Genomic DNA, 22,118 nt, shown 5'->3' on the forward strand with positions numbered 1-22,118 from the left:
TGGTCCCTACGGCAGCCGGGGCGCCCAGCGCCCTCCCTGCCCACCGTGGCATGCACCTCACAGGAGAACCCAACATGCTCAGCACTTCCGCACTCAGCTTCCGTGGTCTGGCGATGGCCCTGGCACTTCTTGCCGGCGTGGCCGTGGTCAGTGATGCCAGCGCGATGTCGAGGAAGGACAAGCGCACCGTGGTCGGTGCCGTCGTCGGCGGCGTAGCGGGTCACCTGATCTCCAACGGCGACCCGGCTGCCACCGTCGGCGGCGCGGTTGCCGGCGGCGCCATCGGCAACCTGACCACCTCCGACCGCCATGATCGACGCTACGACGGGCGCTATGACCGTCGCTACGATCGCCGTTATGACCGTGGCTACAACCGCGGCTATGGCTACGACCGCCGCGATGACCGTCGCTGGCAGCGGGAGCGCCATGACAACCGCTACTACCACGACCGCGGCCGTCATCGCGGCTGGTAAGCGCGCCGGCCACAGGCCGCACGTGGCGTCCCTGACGGGCGGGTCGATGACCCGCCCGTTTGCGTCCGTGGCGTCCATGGCGTTGAATGCGCAGCCTTGGATGTTCCATTACTCACCAGCGGCCGTGGCATGACTTCTTCCCCCCATCGCGTGCAGGGCCTCAACAACGACGAGGTCGTCGCCGACTGGCCGGCGATCGACGCGCAGGAGATCACCTGGCTGCGTGGCCACTTTCCGCAGCTGGGCGCGGACAGCACGCTGCGCTGGCACAGCCCGCGTCCGTTGTCGGCCGCGGCCATCGTCGACGGCACCGGCGGTCCGGTCTTCATCAAGCGCCACCACCACAGTGTGCGCAGCGCTGGAAGCCTGGAAGAAGAACACCGTTTCATCGCGCATCTGGCAACTGCCGGCATGCCGGTGGTGCAGGTGCTGGCCAGCAACGACGGCCGCACCGCACTCGAACACGGCCCGTGGACTTACGAACTGCATGCGGTGGGCGCCGGCAAGGACCTGTATCGCGAACTGCCGTCATGGTCACCACTGACCGACATTGCCCAGGCCCACGAGGCAGGGCGCGTGCTGGCCACGCTGCACCGCGCGGCCGCCAGCTACCACGCCCCGCAGCGCAGTACCCATCTGCTGGTGGCACGCGACGACCTGATCCGCGCCGATGACCCGATCGCCGCGCTGAAGGCCGACCTCGGCAACCGCCCCGGGTTGGCCCGCTACCTGGCGCGCATTCCCTGGGAAGAACAGCTGCGCCGCGATGTGCTGCCGTGGCACCACGGCCTGGCCGCGCGCCTGCAGGACGAACCGCGGCTGTGGGCGCACAACGACTGGCACGTCTCCAACCTGCTGTGGAACGACGACGGCACGATTGCCACGGTGCTCGATTTCGGCCTGGCCTCGCCCACCAGCGCGCTGTTCGACCTGGCCACCGCGATCGAACGCAACGCGGTGGCCTGGCTGCAGCTGGAGCGCGGCACCGATGCTGTTCGCATCGACATCGCCCTGGCCCTGCTGGACGGCTATCGGCAGGAACTGCCGCTGTCGCCCACGCGCGTGCACCTGCTGGCCGACCTGCTGCCGATGGTGCATTTCGACTTCGCTCTGTCCGAAGTGGAGTATTTCGAGGGCGTCACCGGATCGACCGCGAACGCCGATGTGGCCTGGCAGCCGTTCATGCTCGGGCATCCGGCGTGGTTCGCCACGGCCCCCGGCCAGGCCCTGCTGGCGGCCCTGCACGCCGCCGCGTGAGCCGCGAGCCACCAAACACGCGGGGTACTCAGTAGATCGACGCCATGCGTCGATGATGCGCTCGGCCGGGGTCAGATCCCTTTCCGCTGGAAAGGGATCTGACCCCGGCTGAAGGGCGGTAGCTCGCAAATCCGTACCATTTGTAGTGAAATGGTCACCTGAAGCGGGGGTGCCTGGATCTGCCAGGCTGAGAGAGTCCCTTGGAACCTGATCCGGTTTGCACCGGCGTAGGGAGCTTTGAGCCGCAGCCACACCCCCGTCATGGGCCGGTGCACCTGCGCGCCGTCGCTTCGTCTCCCTTGTTGTCTGAAGACGAATCGAATGAACCGCTGCCTGCGCCCCACCCTGCTCGCCCTCGCCCTGTGCGCCGCCCTGCCGCTGTACGCCAGCGAGGCAGGCACCGACGCTGCTGATGCGCCCTCCTCGCCCACCGAACTGGCGGCGGTGCGCGTGCAGGCCGGCAAACCGAAGGCCGATACCTCGCGCGTCAACGCCTTCGGCGGCGGCTCGTGGAAGGACACCCCCGCCTCGGTGAATGTGCTGGAGCGCGACTACCTCGACCGCCGCCAGGTGCGTTCGCTGTCCGAGCTGGCCAGCAATGATGCCTCGCTGGGCGATGCCTATGCGCCGGTGGGCTACTACCAGAACATCGCCATCCGCGGCTTCGCGCTGGATGCGGCCACCGGCTACCGCTTCAACGGCATGTCCATCGCCGGCGAGCAGCGCCTGGCGCTGGAGAACATCCAGGAAGTGCAGATCCTCAAGGGCGAAGCCGGCCTGGCGGCTGGCGTGATGGCACCCGGCGGCATCATCAACTACGTGGGCAAGCGCCCTGCGGAAGTGCGCACGGTCACCCTGGGCACCGATTCGGAAGGCTCGCGCTATGCCGCCGTGGATGTCGGCCACTGGCTGACCCCGCGCTTCGGCGTGCGTCTGAACGCGGCCTGGGATGCCAGTGATTCCTACGTCGAGCATGCCGACGGTCGCCGCAACTTCTATTCGCTGGCCACCGACTGGCTGATCGGCGAACACGGCAAGCTGGAAGTGGATGCCAACTACCAGACCAGCGCGCAGCGCTCGGTGTCCGGCTTCCAGCTGCTGGGCGCGCGCGACCTGCCGCGCGGCGTCGACCGCGAACGCCTGCTCGGCTACCAGCCGTGGCAGCGGCCGGTGGACATTGCCAGCACCAACATCACCGCGCTGCACACCTATGACTTCAACGATGCGTGGCAGTCGCGCGTCTCGGTCGGCCACAGCCGCTCGGTGATCGATGACAACGTCGCCTTCGCCTACGGCTGCTACTACACCGCAGGGTGCGCAGACGGCAGCGTGCCGGGCAACTATTTCGCCCCCAACGGCGACTACGACATCTACGACTACCGCAGCCCGGATGACACCCGCCGCAACCAGCAGGCCCGTGCCGAACTGCGCGGCAGTTTCGAGACCGGCAGCGTCGGCCACCAGCTGAGCATCGGCGCCGACTACTTCCGCCGCACCATCGACAAGCGCCCGAGCGTCAACGAGTACGTCGGCACCAGCAACATCCACGACGTGCAGGTGCCGGTGTTCGAGCCCTCGCCGAAGATGCCGGGTGCATCGGCACGGCGCCTGGACAGCCGGCAGACCGCGTTCTTCGCGCTGGACCGGATGAGCTTCGGCGATGACTGGCAGTGGCTGGCCGGCGGCCGCTTCGTGCGCCTGGACGAGCGCGCCTACGACAAGCGCGGCACGCCGCAGCGCCACAGCCGCCTCTCGCGCTTCCTGCCGCAGACCGCGCTGGTGTGGAAAGCCACCGACCAGCTCAACGCCTACGCCAGCTACGTGCGCGGCATTTCGCTGGGCCAGGAAGCACCGTTCTGGACGTCCAACGCCGATACCTTCCTGCCGTCGATGCAGTCGCGGCAGCTGGAAGTGGGCGTGAAGTACGTGCCAGTGGACGCCCTCACCCTGGGCGCGGCCGTGTTCCGCACCTCCCAGCCCTACCAGTACGCAAAGCCCGACGGCAGCGACGTCGGCTACACCTTCGTCGAAGAAGGCCAGCAGACCCATACCGGCCTGGAACTGACCGCCAACGGCCAGCTGACCGACGCGCTGCAGATCGTCGCCAGCGCCAGCGTGCTGCAGGCGCGCGCACGCGACACCGGCACCCCAGCCTATGAAGGCCATCAGCTGGTGAACGTGCCCAAGGTGCGCGCCAGCGTGCACCTGGCCTACGCGCTGCCGTTCGTTGAAGGCCTGGATGTGACGGGTGGCTGGCGCTATGCCTCCTCCAACGTGGCCCGCGCCGACGGCGGTGTGCGCGCACCGGACTACTCGGTGTTCGACGCCGGCCTGCGCTTCCAGCACCGCCTGCACGACCGTGCGGTCAGCTGGAACCTGTCGGTGGACAACCTGTTCAACCGCTTCTACTGGCGCGACACCGGCAGCAGCGGCGGTGACTACTACCTGTTCCCGGGTGCGCCGCGACAGGCACGCCTGTCGGTGACGTTCGCGCTGTGAGCGGCGTCGCGCTCGAGTGGACTGCCGCGCTCTTCAGCATCCTCGGGGTGTGGCTGATGGCAAAGCGGCGGCTGGCCGCGTGGCCGGTCGGCCTGCTGTCGGTCGCGCTGTACGGCGCGGTGTTCGCCGAAGCCAAGCTGTACTCGGACACGCTGCTGCAGGTCGCCTTTGGTGGTTTCCTGGTCTACGGCTGGATCAACTGGCGCCAGCACGCCGCCGATGAAGGCAGCATCCGCATCGTGCCGCTGGCGCGTGGCAAGCTGCTGCGCGACCTGGCCATCGGCCTGTGTGGCGGCGTGGCGCTTGGCGCCGGCATGCACACCTTCACCGATGCAGCGTTGCCGTGGCTGGACGCGATGCTGACCGCACTGAGCCTGGTCGGGCAATGGTGGCAGGCACGCCGGCACACGGCCTGCTGGTGGGTGTGGATCGTGGTGGACGTGGTCTACGTGGGCGCCTATCTGTTCAAATCGCTGCACGTGACTGCTGCGTTGTACGTGTTCTTCCTGGGCCTGGCATTGTTCGGGCTGCGGGCGTGGCGCGCCGCCGCGCGCGAGCCGCAGGCAGTACCTGCGCAGTAGAGCCACGCCATGCGTGGCTGCGTTTGGTAGATGCCGACCTTGGTCGGCAGGTGAGCGCCTACCAAGGTTGGCGTCTACCGATGCCCGGCATCCACGCATGGCGTGGATCTACTGGGTAAGGGTCAGCCCCAATCGCAGTGGCTGTCGCATGTCCTTCGGCGGCGCCGCCGGCAACGGCGTGGCCTGCAGCGCCGCACGCAGATCGGCATCGACCCGTGCATCACCCAGGCTGTCGAATTCCAGTTTCGAGATAGCGCCATCGCCGGCGATCCACACGCTCACCACCAACGGCGCCGGCGCATCGGGATGCTCCTGCAGCCAGGCCAGCAGGCGCTGCGCGTGCGGATCCTGCTCCTGCTGCAGACGCTGCTGCAACTCGCCGCTGACGGAGGCGGCATAGGCCATCCAATGCGCAGGCGCGTCCTGTGCGGACACGCTGGCGCTCCCCAGCGCCAACAGGCCCAGCAACCATGCCAACGGGCGCCAGCCACGGCGCGAGGTGCGCTTGTTGCCTGCAGAAGCCATCACCCACGTCTCCACGTCCATCCCAACGCGTCATGGTCGGCGCCGTAGATGACAGGCAGATGGCGGCGCAGTAGAGCCACGCCATGCGTGGCTGTTCCGGGCAACCGGTTGATCCATCCACGCATGGCGTGGATTCACCTGGCTGCCCCACCCGGCGTGATCAGTCGCCCAGGTCGGCCAGCACCTTGCGCGAGGGCGCAAAGAAGGTGACGCCGGTGGTCGCGGTGGAGAAATCGAGGATGCGGTCATGCAGCGGCGCGGGATTGCCGATGAACATCCGCTCCAGCATCTTCTCGATCACCCACAGCCGACGCGTGTAGCCGATGAAGTAGGTGCCGTACTCGCCGCGCCCCGGATTGGCGAAGGGCATGTTGTCGCGCAGGATCTCGTGCTCGCCGTCGGCATCCTCGATGGTGCACAGCGTCTTGTGCGACTTCTGCGCGTCGGCCGGCGCGTCGTCCAGCTCGATGTTGTCGTGCTTGGTGCGGCCGATGATCGCTTCCTGCGCTTCGGTCTTCTGCGCGCGCCAGGCATCGAGGTTGTGCAGGTACTTCTGCACCACCACGTAGCTGCCACCGGCATGGTCGGGATCCTCGTCGCCGACGATGGTCGCCTCCGGCAGTGACAGGCCTTCGGGGTTGGCCGTGCCGTCGACGAAATCGAGCAGGTCGCGGCCGTCGAAGTAGCGGAAACCGGCCACGTCATCCACCGCGTCCACCGCATCACCGAAGGCCATCATCAGGTTGCGCTCGAAGGCCACGATCAGGTCCATCGTGCGTGCACGGATGTGGTACAGCAGGTCGCCCGGCGTGGAGACCGCCGTGTGGGTCGCACCCTTCACTTCCTGGAACGGCTTCAACTCGCGCGGCGGCGTACTGCCCACCAGCGGCGCCCACACGCGGTGGCCGATGGCCACGTTGCAGGTGAAGGTGCGCTCGATCTCGCGGATGGCGGTGTTCTTGATCAGGTCATCGGTGCTGGCCAGCACCTCGCGCACTTTCGCCAGCGACGCCGCATCGTCCTTCACCGTCAGCACCAGGAACGCGGCCGAATGGGTCAGCGGCGCGGTGATCTGCTGCGGCTCGTTGTCGAGCGTGTGGTTGAGGGCGGTGATGGGTGCGGGCTGGGCGTTCACGATGGTTCCTGCTGGCTTGAGGCGGGCACATCGCCTGCGGCAATGTGCGGGCGATCATAGCGGAACGACCTTGCCGGCGACGGAGCGGTTCTCAGTTCGCGGTGGTCAGCCGGCCGCCGCCAGCCACTCATCGGCAAGCACATGGGCCTGCAGCCCGCTGTCGGTGATCGAGTGCTGCGGCTGCTGCACCCACCACTCCCCGTGCCACTGCGGCCGCATGTGTCCGCGCAGGAACCGCTCGACGCGAAAGCGCTGCCCGACACGAAGGATGCAGGCCAGCCGCGTGCGGTCCTGCGAGACCACGGATACCTGCAGCTGCCAGCCGTCCACAGCATCGCGCAGCAGATTCGCTCCAGCGATCTCGATCACGTCCATGCTGTGGCTACGCCGTGGTCACGGTGAACTGCCGCGGCGTGCGCCACGCAACCCGGAGGTAGGGTCCCTCCAGCACACCGCCATCGCGGAGATGCTCGAACACGTCGGCCGGACACCACTCCCTGCCCGCCGAGAAGGCAACGCCGAGATCACGCAGGCGGAGGAAGACGGCGGCCTTGGCTGCAGCGTCGGGGACCGGCAGGGTGAGGGTGTTTTCATCGCCAGCGGTGAAGCCCAGCGCCTGTAGCGAGGCCCGCGAGCGGCCATTGAACAGCATCACCTTGATGCAGTTGCCGTCGGCCTGCCTTACATAGGCATCGATGTGCGTTTCCATTGGCGGATTGTAGAGGCAGACGGATCAGCTGGCGTCGCTCCACACCGCCAGCACGTAGCCGTCCAGATCGCGGAAATGGAAGCGACGGCCGCCGGGAAAGGCAAACACGGCCTGCACGATCTCGCCGCCCGCTGCGAGGATGCGCTGCTGCGCGTCGGCAAGGTCCACGCAGTACACGATGACCAGCGCGCCTCCTGAGGGCGTCACTGCCTCGTCGGCGACAAAGCCACCTTTGAGGCGGCCGTCATCGAACTCGGTATAGGCCGGGCCGTAGTCGGTGAAGGACCAGCCGAAGACCTGCCCATAGAACTGCTTGCTGCGGGCGATGTCGGCGACGTTGAATTCGATGTTGTCGATGCGGCGTTCGGCAGAGGTGGTGTCTGCGTGGCTCATGGTGCGGCTCCGTGGTTGGAGCGCCCAGCATCGGTCAGGGTCGGGCCCGGGTCTTGAACGAAACGGCCATCAACGTCCCCACTGCTGGCGCAGCGCACTGGCCGTCAGGCCGGCAAGCTCGCGGGCGTCGCGGCTGAGGTGGGCCTGGTCGGCATAGCCCGCCTCCACGGCCAGCATCGCCAGACTGTGCGCGGGTTGGGTCTGGCTGCAGCGCAGGAACCGCTGCAGACGCAGGATCCGCTCCAGCGACTTTGCTCCGTAACCGAACTGCGTCTGGCTGAAGCGACGCAGGGTGCGCGGGCTCATCGCCAGATGTGCGGCGAGTGCGTCGATGCTGGCATCGCCTCTGGCAGCGTGCGCGAACAGCGCATGCGCGCGGCGTGTGTGCTCGTCCAGCACGGCGGCCGGCATGTTCCGCTGCAGGCTGTCAGCCACGCGCTGCAGGCGCTGGTCGGGCGCGGCGTCACCGATCCAGGCCGCAGCCTGCGTCGCCCAGCGGGCATTGAATTCGATCAGGGGCACGGCTTGGCCGACGATGCCGGACAAGTCGATGCCGAGCGCAGACGATGCCTGTCCAGGCCGGAACCGCGCGCCCAGCACCTGTGCACCGGGGGCCAGTTGCGGGTGTGCGGCGGTACGGTCCGGCCCCACCACGAACAGCGCACCGTCACGCCAGAGAATGTCCACGCATCCATCGGGCAGCACGGTGATGCTGCCACTGGCATCAGCAGGCAACTGGCTCTGCCAGAGCTGGCCGAACTGGCCACGCAGCGGCGCAGGCGCCAGGTGTTCCTGGTAGACCGAGCCGGTGCCAGCGGGAGTGGAGGGATCGCCCATGCCCCATTGTGGCAAAGCGATGCCGGAAAAAGAGAAGCCCGGCACGAGGCCGGGCTTCGCTGGCGTGTGGGAGAGAGATCACACGCCAGTTACACGCACTAACGACAGGCGTTTGTTACCAGCTGAAGCGCGGGCCCACGAACCACTCGCGGTCGCCGGCCTTGGCCAGCTTCACTTCGCCACTCAGGCCCCAGTTCTGGTTGAACTTGGCGGTGGCGCCGACACGGCCGTAGAACTCGCCGTCCGGGTTGATGCCGTGCTTCTTGCTGTAATCCTCGTAACCGGCCAGCGCATAGCCTTCCAGGTACGGGTTGAACGCGGTGCGCACGCCCACTTCAGTGGAGTAGCCGTTGAAGTCCAGGCCGTGCTTCATGTCGAACTTCTGGTACGCAACACGAGCCACCAGGTCGGTGTTCGGTGCGATGCCGTAGTTGTAGCCGGCACCGATGCGCCACTGGTCGACATCGTTCTTGAAGGTGTCGGTTTCCTGCTTGCTGTAATCACCGAAGATGTGGAAGTTCGGGTGCACGGCAACCGAGCCCTTCACGCCCCAGCCATCAGCGTCGCCGCCCTTGGCATCGGTGTTCACGTAGCCGCCTTCAACGTAGTTGTACGACAGGCCATCGGCAGCCGATGCGGCGAACGGCAGCGCGGCCAACAGACCCAGGGCAAGCAGCGAATTCTTGATCATCGGGATACACCTTTCATTATTTTGGTTTCGTCGAACGCCCCTCGGGAGGGGAGGGAGGAGAGGCGTTCGACAGGTGTGAATTATCCGTTTGTTGATGAAATCGGCCCTGAATATTGAACTGACCGGTACATGAATGAGGCTCCTGTTCAGGGAACTCTCGACACGTCATGTGGGCGAACACGCATTGTTGCGTCAGCGCAGAAGGGGAGGTCTCGTCGCCTTTCTGCTTTCCGATCTTCGGTTTGCTGCGGCACCAAGGCAGATTTACAAATTTTCCTATGGCGACTCATTCGTGCCCTCTCTACCATCCGCGGCCACTATCCGCCCTAGGAATGCGCGTGAGACCTTTCCTGCTCCAAAGCCTCATCTGTGTCGCCTGTCTTGCTCCTGCCGTGGCCGCTTCGCAGGGCCTCGTCGCCGAGCCAGCTGCGCCACCAGACGTTGCCTCGCCCAGGACGTACACGAAGGACGGGTTGAAGATGCAGGTGCCCGGGAACTGGACAGTCGTAGAAGACCATCCCAGTGACGGGGAAAACCATCGACGGGTGTTCATCGAAGCCGACAAGACCCGTTTCGAAGTGTTGACCCTCGATGTGGGGGTCGTTCTCATCCACACGAGCGAGGTCCTCTCGCTGCCGGATTGGGCCGCCCATTTGTACTCACTGGATGTGGGGGACAGCCAAAACTACGGACCGCCCAAGTATTCCGCCTACCAGCTGGCGCCAGGCGTGAAGGCTCATGCCACGCAGTTCCGGCACAAGCTCTTCGAAGACGACCAACCGTATGCCCGAAGCCTGCACGTGTTGGCCGTCAAGCGGTGCGGCGTGGAGTGGAACTGCTACGCCTCCACTTGGACGTTGGAGGCAAATCGCAACGCCGCGGAAGCGGGCATTCGAAAGATCTTGGAAACCGCCACGTTCGCGGACTGATTCGTGCTGCGCGCACGCCACCCAAGAGCTCATATGAAGCGTCCTTTGAACCACCTACTGCTTGCCATCGCGCTGATCCTGCCAACGGCTGCCGTGGCCTGCAGCCGCACGCCCGCGCCGCAGCCCGCGCCTCGTGCCGATGTTGCTTCGCCCAAGAGATACACGGTCGATGGGCTGAGGCTGGAGCTGCCTGGAAACTGGTCTGTGGCATGGGCCGGATTCGACGAAGAGACGGACAACCGCTACTTGCATGTCGAAGCCGACTTGAAGCGGCCCGGGCAGATCGAGCTTGAACTCAGGGTGGACGTTGCCTTCGTCGATCAGGCGGTCACGTTGTCGGAGTGGGCATCTGCGAAATATGGAGCGCAGCAGGACGTGGCGCCCTTGGAGACTCCCACGTATTCAGCATTCGAGCTTTCTCCTTCCATCCAGGCATATTCGACCCGGTTCCAGGACGACCGTTTCCCCGCAGGTCATCCGAAACGCGAACGGGTGCAACTGGTGGCCATCCGGGGCTGTGGTCGCGGTTGGTCCTGCTATGCGTCTACTACTACGGTCGAGGCCAATCGCGAAGCGGCTGAGGCAGGAATGCGCCTGATGCTGGAATCGATGACCTATACCCTTTGAGTTGGAATCGCGTTATCTGCCAGCTTGCGGCACCGCTTGACCGTGGTTCCCCGCGTGAGGATCTACAAGACCATGCAGTAGCCCACGAAATGCAGTCCGGGGTGCCTGATCGCTTCGTGCAGCTGATCGCTATGAGGCCTGCACGCACGAAACCGCGGTGCGGGCATCGATGTTGTTGCGTCACGCCCATCTGCGCCCATTGAGAGGAACAACGCGAGTCGGCTTCAGGCTGATGAATTGGAGAGATTGAAGTGGCACAAGGACATCAACCGATGCAGCAGAGCTCGCTTGTTCCCGCTTGTTAAGGATTGCTGATTGCGCGACCTTCACAGGCCATCCACGTCTTCCAACTGCAGCTGAAAGCACTTCGCAGCGGCGGGAACAAACGCCGCTATATTCCAGACTCCCCAGACGAAGGAGGGAGTGGAATGTTCCTGACCAAGCAGCAAATCAACGCGGCACGTGCCGTCACCGTAGCCATCGTTGCTACCGTAAGCCTCGGTGCTTGCGCCACCTACAAAGACGAATTTGCAACGATCAACTCGCGTCTCGACCAGCTCGACGTGAAGGTGCAGGGCGCGGCGCAGAGCGCCGAATCGGCCAACCAGTCTGCACAGCAGGCCAACCAGCGTCTGGATCAGATCGAAGGCCGCGTGCAGCAGCTCGAAAGGGTCCCCGGCCGCAAGCCGCGCGGGTAACCGCTCTCCCACCCACTTTGATGAACGCTTGAACCAGACACCAGTGGCCTTCACCGGCCACTGGTGTCTTTCAGCCTCTCGGTCGTCATCCGAAGGAGCCGTCCCATTCGTACGTACTCACTCCCTGCACGCCGGGCCGTATCGGCCACGCTGGCCATCGCACTGGCACTGGCAGGAACCGGCGCAGCCAGCGCCAGGAACGCCAAGGAAGCCAAGGACGCACCCACGGAAACGGCGACCGCCGCCGATGAACTTCCGCAGGGCCAGGAAGTGTCCGATACGGTGATTGAACTGGCCGGCTGGGTCGTGGCCAGCAAGGACAACCAGGGCTATCCGTTCGCGATCATGGACAAGGCGGCTGCGCAGGTCCTGGTCTTCGGCGGTGACGGCAAGCTGCGCGGCGCAGCGCCAGCGCTGTTTGGTTCGGCCATCGGCGATCACTCGGCACCCGGCGTCGCCAAGCTCGCATTGAGCGCGATTCCCGGCCACGACCGCACCACCCCGGCTGGTCGTTTCATTGGCGCCTATGGCCCGTCCGAAGACGCCGGACGCGTGCTGTGGGTGGACTACGATTCCGCCGTTTCAATGCACCCGCTTCCCCCGGGCACCCCGAAAGAGAAGCGCAGCGAACGACTGGCATCGGCCACGCCGGACGACAACCGTGTCACCCACGGCTGCATCAATGTCTCGCCCGGGTTCTACGAGCAGATCGTGCATCCCACGTTCGAGAAAGGCGGCGTGTTCTACGTGCTGCCGGACAAGGACTCGATCGAAGAAACGTTCCCGGAGTTCGCGCAGAGTCGCGCGGCTGCGAAGGACGTGGATGAAAAAGACGCGCGACACGTCCGCAAATGAAACCCGGTTGAAGGCTGCGGACGTGGTCGCGGCAGACCGCTACGGAAGCTCCAGCCTGGGCATCTTGAACGTGAACAAGGTGCCGGCGGCCGCACTGGACTCCACCTCCAACGTGCCCCCATGGGACCGCGCGATCTCCGACGCAATGTAGATGCCGAGGCCGAGACCCGGCCGCGGACGCTCACTCTTTTCACGTGAGAATGGGCTGAAAATCGCGTCCAACCTCGCTGATGGAATGTGTCCCTCGTTGTGTACGTCGAGCGTGAGCATTTCCGGCTCGGAGTGGACGGTCAGCGTAATCGGGGACGAGCGCTCTCCGTGTACCGCTGCATTGGTGAGCAGGTTGGCCAGGAGCTGTGCCAATCTGCTCGGGTCGCAGACCACGTCGTCGTCTATCTTTATGTGGACCTTGATGTCCTGGCGGCCGGTGGCGATTGCCACCTCTTCCACAACCCGTTTCAGGTCTTCTTCCAGCGTGCTTGTCAGCTGCAGCGCGATGGGAATGCCGCCGCCCAGACGTCCCCTGGCGAAATCAAGCACGTCGTTGATCAGTCCGTCCATTCTGGCAACGCCGGAAGTGATGTGCGCGAGCATCCGTTGCTGGCGCTCAGTGCCCGCCTCACATGCCAGCGAATCTGCGGCGATGCTGATGGCCTGCAGCGGGCTGCGCAGGTCATGACCCAGCACGGCAATGAACTGGTCGCGCAGGTCGGCGACACGATGCGCATCGGAGAGCGCGGATTCCGCTCGCTCAAGGCGATCTTCCTTGTCGAGGTAACTTCCTACCAGGTCGGCCAGCAGCTCCATGGACCGTTGGACGTGGGCTACGTCGAAGTTGGCCGGTGCCGAATCAATAGCGCAGAGCGTGCCGAAGAAGCTGCCGTCTGGCCGATGGATGGGAACGGACGCGTAGCTCTCAAGTCCGTAGATCCGTGGCGTGTGATGCTGGGAGTAAATCGGGTGCTCGCTTGCATGCGCAAATACAACTGACGTCGCCGACTGCCTGATCTCGTCACAGATGGTGGTCTCAAGCACCAGTTGGCCACCGGGAACCAGCCCGAACCCCAGGGTGTCGAAGGTGGCGCACGCGGTCCAGGTTGTCTGGGTCACGCGGGCAATAGCCGTGAATCGTGAGCCCGTGATGTGGGCGACGGTCTCCAGGATTCGCGGCACGGCCTGGATTCGACCAATCTCGGCGATGTCGTCCAGCAGATTGGGGTCCGTCAGCTTCTGCATGGTCGCTCGTCCGGTGGGCACCGCATCATCCCATGGAACCGCTGTGTAGGTTGATGCGAGGGTGATTGCGGCCTTTTCAGGCTGGGTCGTGGCGGACACCCGGGCCCCCTGCGGGAGGTGAACGACCGATCTGTCCGAATGCAGACATTGCGCAGGTCAGGCCATCTCCTTGGTCTCGTGGTCGCGCCGATCGTCGATGACCGTTCAGAGCTTGATTTCCAGCGTTGCCCGATACAACAGCGCCGTCTTGCGGCGCCGCTCGATATCCGTCGAGCCGCTCTCGTCGAAGTAGGCGTTCCCCGAAATGATCGCCTGCTGCAGCAGTTGCCCACGCTCACGCGGAGCTTGCTCTTCCTGCTGATGCTGCATCGCACGTCAGGTTGAAGACAGAGGGCACCGAAACCTCCACTGCGGCCGTGACCCAGCTGCTGAAAGGTCTTGTAGGTGCTGCTACGTGGACAAGCAGGAGGCAGCCGACGACCGGCGCAAGGTGCGGGTGAAGCTGCCGGCCGCCGGTCGAGCGCGCCACCGGCAGCGCGAAGCGAACATCCAGCAGTGGATGCAGCAGGCGCTGGCGCACTCTACGACGCGCTGTAGGCCACCCAGAGGGCTTTACACCAGCGCATCCACATTTATAATCGACCGGATGGTTAAATATGGGACCCGGTGATGGGCCGTCGCAAAAGTATTGATCCGCAGCAGCTCCTTGATGCTGCCGAGCGCGTGGTCGCCCAGGTGGGGGCGGCGCGCCTGACGTTGGATGCGGTGGCCGCCGAAGCCGGGGTCAGCAAGGCCTCGGTGGTCTACGACTTCCAGTCCAAGGCCGGTCTCATCCAGGCCGTGGTCGAACGTGCGGTGGCCCGCGACAACGCCTTCAACCGCGAGGCGGCCAAGGGGTTCAACCAGGATGCGCTGCTGCGCGGTCGTATTGCCGCAGCGGCCCAGCCCTTTCCCGAGGCATTCCAGCCGGTGGCCTTGGCGCTGTGCGCGGCCATGGCCCAGGATCCACAGCTGCGCGCGCCCATCCAGCACAACCAGGCGCAGATCCTGGCCGAGATCCAGCAGCAGGCCACGCACCCACGCAGCGCGTTGCTGGCATACCTCGCGCTGGAGGGTATGAAGCTGCTGGAGTCGCTGGACTACGTGCAGTGGCCGGCCGCGCAGCGGCAGCAGCTGCTGCAGGACATTGGCGCGTTGATCGAGACGCCGCCGCGCTGAACCCGTTCTCTCCCCCGAGGTAACCCTGATGAGTTCTTCCACCCTCTTCCTGACCGGAGGAAGCGGCTACGTGGGCCGCAATTTGATTCGCCGCCTGTGTGCAGACGGTCACCACGTGCGTGCGCTGGTGCGCAGCCCCCAGGCGGCGGCGGTGGTACAGGCGCTGGGCGCCCAGCCGGTACACGGCGATCTGCTGGACCCCGGCATCGCTGCGGCGATGGAGGGCTGCGCCGCGCTGATCCACGCGGCCGCCGACACCGACCACCGAAATGCTTCACCCAGCCAGTGGCAGACCAACGTGGAAGGCACCCGCAACGTGCTGACGGCCGCCCGTACTGCGGGTGTGTCGGTGGCGATCGTGCTGAGCAGCGAATCGGCACTGACCACCGGTGCGCCTTTGCAACAGGCGCGCGAGGACCATCAGTATCCGGCGCGCGCAGCAGGCATCTACGGCGCGAGCAAGGCTGAAGCAGAACGGGTGGCGATCGCGCTGTCCACACCGCATTTCGCAGTGAAGGTGCTGCGACCAAGATTCGTCTGGGGCCGCGACAACACGACCGCTATGCCCTACTTGCTGCAGGCCGTACGCAGCGGCCGCTTCGCCTGGATCGACGGCGGGCACTACCTCACCTCGTCCACCCACGTGGACAACCTGGCTGAAGCGGTCTGCTGCGCCTTGACGCGCGGTGCGGGCGGCCGTGTCTACCACATCTGCGATGGTGCGCCCGTGCCGTTCCGCCGTCTGATTGGCGCTCAGTTGCTGGCTTATGGCGTACAACCGCCTGAAAAACAGGTGCCGCGTGCGCTGCTGCGTGTTTTCATCGGACTGGATGACCTGTTCCGCAGACTGCGGCTGCCTCTGCGTGCGCCAATGACCCGCCAGGAGTTCGCATCTTCAGCGGTGGAGGTCACGCTGGATGACAGCCGTGCACGCAGCGAGCTTCGCTATCGGCCGGCGGTTACGCTGGAAGCCGGAATCGCGATGCTGCAGCGCCAAGTGGCCGAGCAAGGCTGATACTCATCGAGCGATCGGCGGGAGAGCCTCGCGCGGTGCGTGGCCGAACAGCCGACTGAACTCGCGGCTGAACTGAGAAGGGCTCTCGTAGCCCACGGCGAACGCGGTGGCGGAGATGCTGGTGCCGCCCCGCTGCAGCAGGCGACGTGCCTCGATCAGGCGCAGCTGCTTCTGGTACTGCAGCGGTGACAGGCCCGTTGCCGCACGGAAATGCCGATAGAACAGCGCGCTGCCCATGCCTGCACGGCTGGCCAGCGCGGCCGCATCAAGCGGTTGCCGGAAGCTGCGTTGCAGGGTGCGAATCGCGCCCGCCATCCGCCGTGCCAAGGGAGATGGCTGGGCCATCGCCAGCAGTGCTGGCCCTGCTTCACCCTGCAACAGACGAAACAGCAGCTCACGCTGCAGGGCAGGCCACAGCAGCCGCTGGGCGTCGGGCGTGTCGAGGGCCAGCTCCAGCAGACGCAGCAGACAGCTCAGTACGGGTGAATCCAGCGCTACCACACTGAATGGCGCAGGGTGAGGCGCTTGGCCTGTAGGTGGGTTGCCCAACTGGCTCAGCAACTGTCGCAACAAGACGGTGTCCAACTCCACCACCAGCCCCAGAAAATGCGTCTGGTGGTTGCCCCGGGCCACCATCCCGCGAGCGGGAACGGGCTGACGGGTGAGTAGTGCATCGCCGGCGCGATATTCCAGCACCGCATCGCCTACCCATACCTGTTTGGCCCCCTGTAGCACCGCCGCCACCGCGGGACGGTACAGAGCCGGGGCCGGAGCGCGCGTTGATCCTGTACGCGCCAGCCAAGCGCCGGGCAGAAGTTCCAGCAGCGGCTCCGCGTCCAGGCTGCGTGCGCGCAGCACCGCCTGCGCCTGCAGCGCTAATGCACGCAGCGGGGCTTGGCGATCACAGGTAGCAGGGAAATCGGGCAAGGATCGTGTGCAATTGGGCAAGTGCGGACGGCACCGTGGGCGCAGCATGTCACGCTCCGTTTCACGAGACAAAGCCACCATGAACAGCGTACACACTCCGCGCACCATCGCCCTGGTTACCGGCGGCAGCCGCGGCATTGGCCGCAGCATTGCCCTCCACTTGGCCAGGCAGGGTAGCGACGTGATGATTACCTACCAGCATCAGCAGGTTCAGGCCGCCGAAACCCTGCGCCAGATCGAAGCCTATGGCGTACGCGCCGCGATGCTGCCGCTGGATCTGGATGCGGTTGGATCACTGGAGACCTTCGTATCGGCTGTGCGGGCACAATTGCAGCGCTGGGGTGCATCGCACTTCCAACAGCTGGTGAACAATGCAGGGCTGCACGCACCATCGGCGTTCGGTGAGATCCGCGGCGATGACATCGACCTGCTGTACCGCGTGCATTTCAAAGCGCCACTGCTGCTGACCCAGTTGCTGGCGCCGCAGCTGGCCGATGGCGGCGCCATCATCAACATCTCCACCAGCCTGACCCGCCACGTGGCTGCGGGCAGCCTGGTGTACGCAGCAATGAAGAGCGCACTGGAAACCGCCACCCACTATCTCGCGCTCGAGCTGGGACCGAGGGGCATCGCGGTCAACGCCGTAGCCCCTGGCGCCACCGAGACCGACTTCTTCGGCGGTGCAGTGCGCGACGATGCCGCCGTGAACCACTATGTGGCACAGCACACGGCGATGGGACGTACGGGTCGCCCCGACGACATCGGCATGGCCGTGGCAAACCTGCTGGCGGGAGGCAGTCATTGGATTACCGGTCAGCGCATTGAGGCCTCAGGAGGAATGCTCCTGTAAGCGACTAGAGGGCCTCGCGATGTCAGCTTCTGGCCGAAAGCGGAAGCTGGCGTGTGCATGCCATCCGAGTCAGATATTGGTCAGCCCGGCCGGGCGCTACAGGTTCTGGAAATGTCCGGATTACCTGGCAGGTCGCCTTCGGCAACTGTGCCGCCGAGCTGATGTGTAATCGCTGGTTGACAAGGTAGAACGATCGTTCTACCTTGGCGCCATGGATAAGACAACGACCGACACCCGACTGAAGATCCTGGACACGGCGGAGGCGCTGATTTACCAGAACGGGATACATGCGACCGGCATGGATCTTCTGGTGAAGACCTCTGGCGTTGCGCGCAAGAGCATTTACCGACACTTTGAAAACAAGGACCAGGTTGCCGCAGCCGCATTGAACGCGCGGGACGTGCGCTGGCTCAACTGGTTCAGGCAGGAATGCGACAAGGCCGGCAGCCCGGAAGCGCGCATCCTGGGCATGTTCACGGTGCTCAAAGGTTGGTTCAAGTCCGAGGGCTATCGCGGCTGTGCCTTCATCAACACGGCAGGCGAGGTCGGCGATTCGCACGACCCGATCCGCAGGATCGCCAAGCACCACAAGCAGAAACTGCTCGATTACACGCTGGAGCTCACCGGGCAACTGAACATCGCGCAGCCGGCCGTTCTGGCGCAGCAGCTGCTGCTTTTGATGGAAGGCGCCATCACCGTATCGCGCGTGATGGGTGACTACGACGCCGCAGACACCGCAAGGGACGTTGCGCAGTTGTTGTTGAAGCAAGCCACGCGCTAACGCCGCAGTAACCGAAATCCCGCCGCAGTACCCCGTTCATCCATTTCCACTGGAGGCCCCACCGTGTCCGCAGAAGCACCCCGTCCCCCCCTTCCCCCGTTCACTCTCGAATCGGCGATCCAGAAGGTTCGCTTGGCAGAAGATGGCTGGAATTCCCGCGATGCCGACAAAGTGGCGCTTGCCTATTCGCTCGACACCCAGTGGCGAAACCGCGCCGAGTTCACCAACGGCCGCGAGGAAGCCCGGCAGTTCCTTGCCCGAAAGTGGAAGAAGGAGCTTGAGTACCGCCTGATCAAGGAATTGTGGGCATTCACCGGCAACCGCATCGCCGTGCGCTACGCCTATGAATGGCGCGACGACTCTGGAAACTGGTTCCGCTCCTATGGAAACGAGAACTGGGAGTTCGGCGCGGATGGTCTGATGGAGCGCCGCTTCTCGTGCATCAACGACATGCCCATCAAGGACAGCGAACGCAAGTTCCACTGGCCACTGGGGCGCCGCCCGGATGATCACCCGGGGCTGTCCGACCTGGGCATGTAAGTTGCGGAGCCAACGTGAGGAAGGCCTGCGGGCGTGAATGCGCCCGCGGGCTTTCCATGTCAGCACGGGGTGCTCCTTCGCTTCAGGGTCCGGCTACGGCTGCACTTCAGCGCGGAACGCGATCTCGATCAACTGTTCGGGGAAAGCGAGCGCGGAAACCCCGATGAGGTTGCTGGCCACCTGGGGAACAGGCTGGCCATAGACGGCAGGCCTGACCTTGCTGCTGGCGGCGAACGCCGCAGGCACATCAATGACAAACAGGGTTTCCTCAACCACATCCGCCAACGATCCACCCAGCTCGGCCAACAACACCTGCGCGTTCTCGTAGGTGCGCTTCATCTGCGCTTCCATGGTGTCGAAGTTGGCAGGCTTTCCATCAGTGCCCAGAGCGGCCGGCGCCACCAGCTGTCCCTCCGGCGTGTGCGAGAGCTGGCCCGACACGAAGATCGAATTGTTCACGCGCACGGCCTGTACATACCCATAGGCCGATTCCCACGGCACGCCGAAGCTGGCCGTCTTGCGGTTGGAGGTACTCATTGCGTTGTCCTTCCAAGGATAAGGTCGCCAGTCTGCCGGCAGGCTCGGGTCCCCGCCTGCCCCGAACGGGTGAGGCAAGCGTGATCGTGAGCCTCGTGCTTCTGCGGCTGGCCGGAAGCTGACACAGACTTCGGTTGCGCCATCCATGCGCCGTTTGTTCAATCCAACGCGTGCTCGGCCAGACATGATCTATCGGTCCCAATGCAATCCCGCACCGATGACAGATTCCGATACGTGCCGTTCGCCAGTCCAAAGTACCTTCCGACGTTGTGTCATCGGCGGAGAACGAAAGGACAGATCGGCACCACCGCAGGTTACGGAGGGGGCGATAGCCTTCTCCACCCTGTCTTCCCTGGCCGCAGTATTGAGCGATGAGAACCGCCGGCTGTTGCGACTGCTGCGCGAACTTCAACCCAGGTCGCTCACCGAACTGTCCGAGCACTGCGGGCGCAAGGTTCCAAGCCTTTCTCGAACCCTTCGGATGATGGAAGGCTATGGGCTGGTTGAACTGAAGCGGGTCGGGGCGTCTGTGGTGCCATCTGCCATGGCCACGCGCTTTCTCATAGAGCTCGACTAGCACCACGCTGTATCGCCCAATCGCAGCGTTCTGTCGTTATTGCCTCGCTGACGTCTCAGCCAACTACGCCGGCAATCACGACCCATGTCGCATATTCCTCTATCGCTGAGGGCCCTTGCGCCATCGGCGTCTGGGGCGGCTTAACAGCGTGGGAGAATGCCGAAAGCGTCTTGCATCAAGCGTTGAATGCAATTTGTCTGATTGGCGTTGCGCAGCCACAGAGGTACAGATGACGGGCCATCGAAAAAGGATGGCCGGGCATCGAAAACCCGTGAGATCACACACGTTGTTTACGCTTGCCGGCCGGCGTCACCCCGCGTGGCGCCGGCTGGCAATCCGTCTGCCGGCTATGGCGGGCGGAGCGTGGAGGCCTTGCGCCTGCCGGACTTATGCGTGATCTCCCGGTTTTCGAGCCACGTCTCCGCCCGCCACCTTTGTGTGGCGGTTACCGTCTGTCCTGCACGGAGCCTCAGCCATGACCACACCGGAATTTCCCCGTCCCCACCCCTATCGCGCTGCTGGCGATGCGTCATCAGAACAAGCATCTGCGATCGATCCCAGAGCTTTCATCGCCACGCTGACGCGGATTGGAAAAGGCGCAGCCGCCGACGGCCAGCCGTGGCCGGAGCGTCATCAGATGCCCGGCCGCCGCATGGCGCTGGCCGATGCGGACTGCGCACTGGCGGGCCTGCGCATAGCGCTGGAAATGCTGCTGGCGGCCGAGCGCGTCCGCCAGAACGGACCGGACGACGAATACGTGGGCGATCGGGTGATGGAGGGTTTGATGATGGCGTGCCTGGCGCTGACCGCGCAGGTCAGCGCGCGGATGCGGCCTGAGGCGTAACGCCGGAGAATCTTCCGGCGTTACCGCCGGTCATTCGCAGGAATCGCCTTCTTCCTTCAGCATCGCCTCGTCCACCGGCCGCTCGCGCTCGATCAGCGCGCGCTGCTCCGCGTTCGGCTCGCCCAGCCACCACACGTTGCAGCGGGTGGTAAGGCGGCCGACCATCTTCGAGTGCGTCGGCGAATACAGCATCGCCAGCGCGGTGGTCGAGCACTGGTGTGCCTGACAGGCGGTGTAGAGCCACCACGGCTCGCCCTGCAGCACCATCAGTTCGCCAGGACCGCTGGGACCGCTCAGCAGGCGTTCGCGCAGCGAAGGGACGTTCTTGTCGGGCGATTCGGCCGCCGCAGTGTTCTTCATCAGGGCGTCGAACGCGGCCAGCACCTTCGGGTCCTTGCGGCCGCAGTCGTCCACGGTGTTGCCGCCGACCAGGGTGAAGAAATAAGTCGCCAGCGGATTGTCCGCGCAGGTGAGTTCGGCGCCGGGGGTCTCACCGTCCGGCTCGCCTTCGTTGTCCCACACCGACGGGTCCACGCCGTCTTCGACGGAAGGTGCGTGCTCGACCACCGTGGTCGTGGCGGCGGGGGCTTCCGTCGGCGCAGCAGTAGCGGCGGGTGCAGCTGCGGTGCCTGCTTCCGGTGTCGCTGCCTGCGTGCACGCAGCCAGCAACGCGACCAGCCCTGCCATTCCCATCATTCGAGACGTCATTCCCTGTCCTGTGTCCATTCGCCCAGCCGGCGACCGCGTGATTCTACCCGCCAGCCAAGGTGGATACTCTGGCAATCACGCCTTCCATCACCGCCAGGATGCAGACGTATGTGCCATTCAAGACTTGCCGTGTTTCTCATCAGTGGCCTGTTGCTGGCCGGGCCTGTTGTTGCGCAGGAGCCCACCGCATCCTCGCCCGCCGCACGTCTTGCCGATGTCCCCCTGCCCGCCACGCTGGATCGCGTGCTGCGCGATTACGAACAGGCGTGGCGCACCGGTGATGCGAAGGCGTTGGCGAGGTTGTTTACCGAGGATGGTTTCATCCTGCAGAGCAACCAGCCGCCCGTGCGCGGGCGCGCGGCGATCGAGGCAGCGTATGCCGGCCAGGGAAGCAGCCCGTTGCGGCTGCGTGCGCTGGCCTATGCCGCAGAGGAATCCACCGGTTACATCATTGGTGCCTACACCTACGGCAGCAACGTAGGCGATACCGGGAAGTTCACGCTGACGTTGAAGCGGGTGGCGGGTGGGCCGTGGATGATTTTTTCGGACATGGACAACACCAACACGCCGCCGCGGTCGCGGTGATGGGCGCTGCGGGTTCCGCAGTAGATCCACGCCATGCGTGGATGGGTTTCGCGCACGCACAAAAAAAAAACCCCGGCACTGGGCCGGGGTT

Annotated in this window: 28 protein-coding genes and 1 riboswitch; of the genes, 16 read left to right on the forward strand and 12 right to left on the reverse strand. The window is 64.9% G+C overall.

Annotated features, from left to right (window positions below; translation table 11 throughout):
- The first annotated feature begins 74 nt into the window (after nucleotides 1-74).
- From ABIA73_RS05775 to pnuC, 4 genes are all read left to right on the forward strand, one after another.
- Nucleotides 75-473, forward strand: coding sequence for a glycine zipper 2TM domain-containing protein (locus ABIA73_RS05775; RefSeq protein ID WP_025875877.1), 399 nt, complete (start codon nucleotides 75-77; stop codon nucleotides 471-473).
- A gap of 129 nt (nucleotides 474-602) precedes the next feature.
- The gene (locus ABIA73_RS05780) at nucleotides 603-1,730 is read left to right on the forward strand and encodes a phosphotransferase enzyme family protein (RefSeq protein ID WP_354275533.1); all 1,128 of its coding nucleotides are present in this window, start codon (nucleotides 603-605) and stop codon (nucleotides 1,728-1,730) included.
- 155 nt (nucleotides 1,731-1,885) lie between these two features.
- Nucleotides 1,886-1,981, forward strand: a riboswitch (TPP riboswitch).
- A 70-nt stretch (nucleotides 1,982-2,051) separates the two neighbouring features.
- Nucleotides 2,052-4,229 carry a TonB-dependent siderophore receptor gene (locus tag ABIA73_RS05785; protein ID WP_099786272.1) on the forward strand — a complete coding sequence of 726 codons (2,178 nt, stop codon included), beginning with the start codon at nucleotides 2,052-2,054 and terminating at the stop codon, nucleotides 4,227-4,229.
- Nucleotides 4,226-4,810 carry a nicotinamide riboside transporter PnuC gene (pnuC, locus tag ABIA73_RS05790; RefSeq protein ID WP_025875884.1) on the forward strand — a complete coding sequence of 195 codons (585 nt, stop codon included), beginning with the start codon at nucleotides 4,226-4,228 and terminating at the stop codon, nucleotides 4,808-4,810. Before ABIA73_RS05785 ends, pnuC begins: the two co-directional genes overlap by 4 nt.
- Nucleotides 4,811-4,918: 108 nt before the next feature.
- Here pnuC and ABIA73_RS05795 read toward each other — a convergent pair whose 3' ends face one another.
- The 7 genes from ABIA73_RS05795 to ABIA73_RS05825 all read right to left on the reverse strand — a co-directional run bounded on the left by ABIA73_RS05795 (nucleotide 4,919) and on the right by ABIA73_RS05825 (nucleotide 9,097).
- On the reverse strand, nucleotides 4,919-5,335 hold the full coding sequence (locus ABIA73_RS05795; protein WP_088100877.1) for a TonB C-terminal domain-containing protein: 417 nt from the start codon (nucleotides 5,333-5,335) through the stop codon (nucleotides 4,919-4,921).
- A gap of 160 nt (nucleotides 5,336-5,495) precedes the next feature.
- Nucleotides 5,496-6,470 (reverse strand): Dyp-type peroxidase, encoded by a 975-nt coding sequence (locus ABIA73_RS05800; RefSeq protein ID WP_059063175.1) that lies wholly within the window; start codon nucleotides 6,468-6,470, stop codon nucleotides 5,496-5,498.
- 105 nt (nucleotides 6,471-6,575) lie between these two features.
- Nucleotides 6,576-6,845, reverse strand: coding sequence for a hypothetical protein (locus ABIA73_RS05805; RefSeq protein WP_354275534.1), 270 nt, complete (start codon nucleotides 6,843-6,845; stop codon nucleotides 6,576-6,578).
- Nucleotides 6,846-6,852: 7 nt separating this feature from the next.
- Nucleotides 6,853-7,179, reverse strand: a complete 327-nt coding sequence (locus tag ABIA73_RS05810) for a hypothetical protein (protein WP_354275535.1) — start codon at nucleotides 7,177-7,179, stop codon at nucleotides 6,853-6,855.
- Between the two features lie 24 nt (nucleotides 7,180-7,203).
- Nucleotides 7,204-7,572, reverse strand: coding sequence for a VOC family protein (locus tag ABIA73_RS05815; RefSeq protein WP_059063170.1), 369 nt, complete (start codon nucleotides 7,570-7,572; stop codon nucleotides 7,204-7,206).
- Nucleotides 7,573-7,641: 69 nt separating this feature from the next.
- Nucleotides 7,642-8,409, reverse strand: coding sequence for a helix-turn-helix domain-containing protein (locus tag ABIA73_RS05820; protein ID WP_218788358.1), 768 nt, complete (start codon nucleotides 8,407-8,409; stop codon nucleotides 7,642-7,644).
- 115 nt (nucleotides 8,410-8,524) lie between these two features.
- The gene (locus ABIA73_RS05825; RefSeq protein ID WP_025875896.1) at nucleotides 8,525-9,097 is read right to left on the reverse strand and encodes an OmpO family porin; all 573 of its coding nucleotides are present in this window, start codon (nucleotides 9,095-9,097) and stop codon (nucleotides 8,525-8,527) included.
- Nucleotides 9,098-9,438: 341 nt separating this feature from the next.
- On the opposite strand from ABIA73_RS05825, the gene ABIA73_RS05830 reads away from it, so the two are divergent.
- The 4 genes from ABIA73_RS05830 (at nucleotide 9,439) to ABIA73_RS05845 (ending at nucleotide 12,209) form a co-directional block, all read left to right on the forward strand.
- Nucleotides 9,439-10,029 carry a hypothetical protein gene (locus ABIA73_RS05830; protein ID WP_218788352.1) on the forward strand — a complete coding sequence of 197 codons (591 nt, stop codon included), beginning with the start codon at nucleotides 9,439-9,441 and terminating at the stop codon, nucleotides 10,027-10,029.
- Nucleotides 10,030-10,062: 33 nt separating this feature from the next.
- A complete protein-coding gene (locus tag ABIA73_RS05835) occupies nucleotides 10,063-10,656 on the forward strand; it encodes a hypothetical protein (protein WP_218788350.1) in 594 nt (197 codons plus the stop codon).
- A 428-nt stretch (nucleotides 10,657-11,084) separates the two neighbouring features.
- Nucleotides 11,085-11,354 carry a hypothetical protein gene (locus tag ABIA73_RS05840; protein WP_025875897.1) on the forward strand — a complete coding sequence of 90 codons (270 nt, stop codon included), beginning with the start codon at nucleotides 11,085-11,087 and terminating at the stop codon, nucleotides 11,352-11,354.
- 156 nt (nucleotides 11,355-11,510) lie between these two features.
- Nucleotides 11,511-12,209: a hypothetical protein gene (locus ABIA73_RS05845; protein ID WP_354275568.1), complete on the forward strand. Its 699-nt coding sequence runs from the start codon at nucleotides 11,511-11,513 to the stop codon at nucleotides 12,207-12,209.
- Between the two features lie 39 nt (nucleotides 12,210-12,248).
- On the opposite strand, the gene ABIA73_RS05850 is transcribed toward ABIA73_RS05845, so the two are convergent.
- Nucleotides 12,249-13,445: a GAF domain-containing sensor histidine kinase gene (locus ABIA73_RS05850; RefSeq protein ID WP_218788348.1), complete on the reverse strand. Its 1,197-nt coding sequence runs from the start codon at nucleotides 13,443-13,445 to the stop codon at nucleotides 12,249-12,251.
- Nucleotides 13,446-13,649: 204 nt separating this feature from the next.
- On the reverse strand, nucleotides 13,650-13,814 hold the full coding sequence (locus ABIA73_RS05855; RefSeq protein ID WP_279207914.1) for a hypothetical protein: 165 nt from the start codon (nucleotides 13,812-13,814) through the stop codon (nucleotides 13,650-13,652).
- A gap of 300 nt (nucleotides 13,815-14,114) precedes the next feature.
- Between ABIA73_RS05855 and ABIA73_RS05860 the strand changes: the two genes are divergently transcribed.
- Together ABIA73_RS05860 and ABIA73_RS05865 are read left to right on the forward strand one after the other, a co-directional pair.
- Nucleotides 14,115-14,663: a TetR/AcrR family transcriptional regulator gene (locus ABIA73_RS05860; RefSeq protein WP_025875904.1), complete on the forward strand. Its 549-nt coding sequence runs from the start codon at nucleotides 14,115-14,117 to the stop codon at nucleotides 14,661-14,663.
- Between the two features lie 28 nt (nucleotides 14,664-14,691).
- Nucleotides 14,692-15,678: an NAD-dependent epimerase/dehydratase family protein gene (locus tag ABIA73_RS05865; RefSeq protein ID WP_354275536.1), complete on the forward strand. Its 987-nt coding sequence runs from the start codon at nucleotides 14,692-14,694 to the stop codon at nucleotides 15,676-15,678.
- Nucleotides 15,679-15,681: 3 nt separating this feature from the next.
- Here the strand turns inward: ABIA73_RS05865 and ABIA73_RS05870 are convergent, their stop codons facing one another.
- Nucleotides 15,682-16,701, reverse strand: coding sequence for an AraC family transcriptional regulator N-terminal domain-containing protein (locus tag ABIA73_RS05870; RefSeq protein WP_208081937.1), 1,020 nt, complete (start codon nucleotides 16,699-16,701; stop codon nucleotides 15,682-15,684).
- Here ABIA73_RS05870 and ABIA73_RS05875 point away from each other — a divergent pair.
- The 3 genes from ABIA73_RS05875 to ABIA73_RS05885 all read left to right on the forward strand — a co-directional run bounded on the left by ABIA73_RS05875 (nucleotide 16,685) and on the right by ABIA73_RS05885 (nucleotide 18,776).
- On the forward strand, nucleotides 16,685-17,455 hold the full coding sequence (locus ABIA73_RS05875) for an SDR family NAD(P)-dependent oxidoreductase (protein ID WP_301909382.1): 771 nt from the start codon (nucleotides 16,685-16,687) through the stop codon (nucleotides 17,453-17,455). The two genes, ABIA73_RS05870 and ABIA73_RS05875, sit on opposite strands and share 17 nt — an antisense overlap.
- A 211-nt stretch (nucleotides 17,456-17,666) precedes the next feature.
- Nucleotides 17,667-18,236, forward strand: a complete 570-nt coding sequence (locus ABIA73_RS05880; protein WP_032978050.1) for a TetR/AcrR family transcriptional regulator — start codon at nucleotides 17,667-17,669, stop codon at nucleotides 18,234-18,236.
- 63 nt (nucleotides 18,237-18,299) lie between these two features.
- Nucleotides 18,300-18,776, forward strand: a complete 477-nt coding sequence (locus ABIA73_RS05885; RefSeq protein WP_025875918.1) for a nuclear transport factor 2 family protein — start codon at nucleotides 18,300-18,302, stop codon at nucleotides 18,774-18,776.
- Nucleotides 18,777-18,869: 93 nt separating this feature from the next.
- Here ABIA73_RS05885 and ABIA73_RS05890 read toward each other — a convergent pair whose 3' ends face one another.
- Nucleotides 18,870-19,313 carry a RidA family protein gene (locus ABIA73_RS05890; protein WP_263929903.1) on the reverse strand — a complete coding sequence of 148 codons (444 nt, stop codon included), beginning with the start codon at nucleotides 19,311-19,313 and terminating at the stop codon, nucleotides 18,870-18,872.
- 364 nt (nucleotides 19,314-19,677) lie between these two features.
- On the opposite strand from ABIA73_RS05890, the gene ABIA73_RS05895 reads away from it, so the two are divergent.
- Nucleotides 19,678-19,890, forward strand: coding sequence for an HVO_A0114 family putative DNA-binding protein (locus ABIA73_RS05895; RefSeq protein ID WP_199776064.1), 213 nt, complete (start codon nucleotides 19,678-19,680; stop codon nucleotides 19,888-19,890).
- Between the two features lie 475 nt (nucleotides 19,891-20,365).
- Nucleotides 20,366-20,734: a hypothetical protein gene (locus ABIA73_RS05900; RefSeq protein WP_025875922.1), complete on the forward strand. Its 369-nt coding sequence runs from the start codon at nucleotides 20,366-20,368 to the stop codon at nucleotides 20,732-20,734.
- 30 nt (nucleotides 20,735-20,764) lie between these two features.
- Here the strand turns inward: ABIA73_RS05900 and ABIA73_RS05905 are convergent, their stop codons facing one another.
- Entirely contained in the window at nucleotides 20,765-21,442 is a 678-nt protein-coding gene (locus ABIA73_RS05905) for an Ivy family c-type lysozyme inhibitor (protein ID WP_354275537.1), read from the reverse strand.
- A gap of 108 nt (nucleotides 21,443-21,550) precedes the next feature.
- Here ABIA73_RS05905 and ABIA73_RS05910 point away from each other — a divergent pair, with 108 nt between their 5' ends.
- Nucleotides 21,551-22,027 (forward strand): YybH family protein, encoded by a 477-nt coding sequence (locus tag ABIA73_RS05910; protein ID WP_354275538.1) that lies wholly within the window; start codon nucleotides 21,551-21,553, stop codon nucleotides 22,025-22,027.
- The last annotated feature ends 91 nt before the right edge of the window (nucleotides 22,028-22,118 follow it).

Origin of the sequence: Stenotrophomonas sp. 2694, assembly GCF_040548715.1 — a bacterium.
Taxonomy (GTDB): Bacteria; Pseudomonadota; Gammaproteobacteria; order Xanthomonadales; family Xanthomonadaceae; genus Stenotrophomonas; species Stenotrophomonas indicatrix.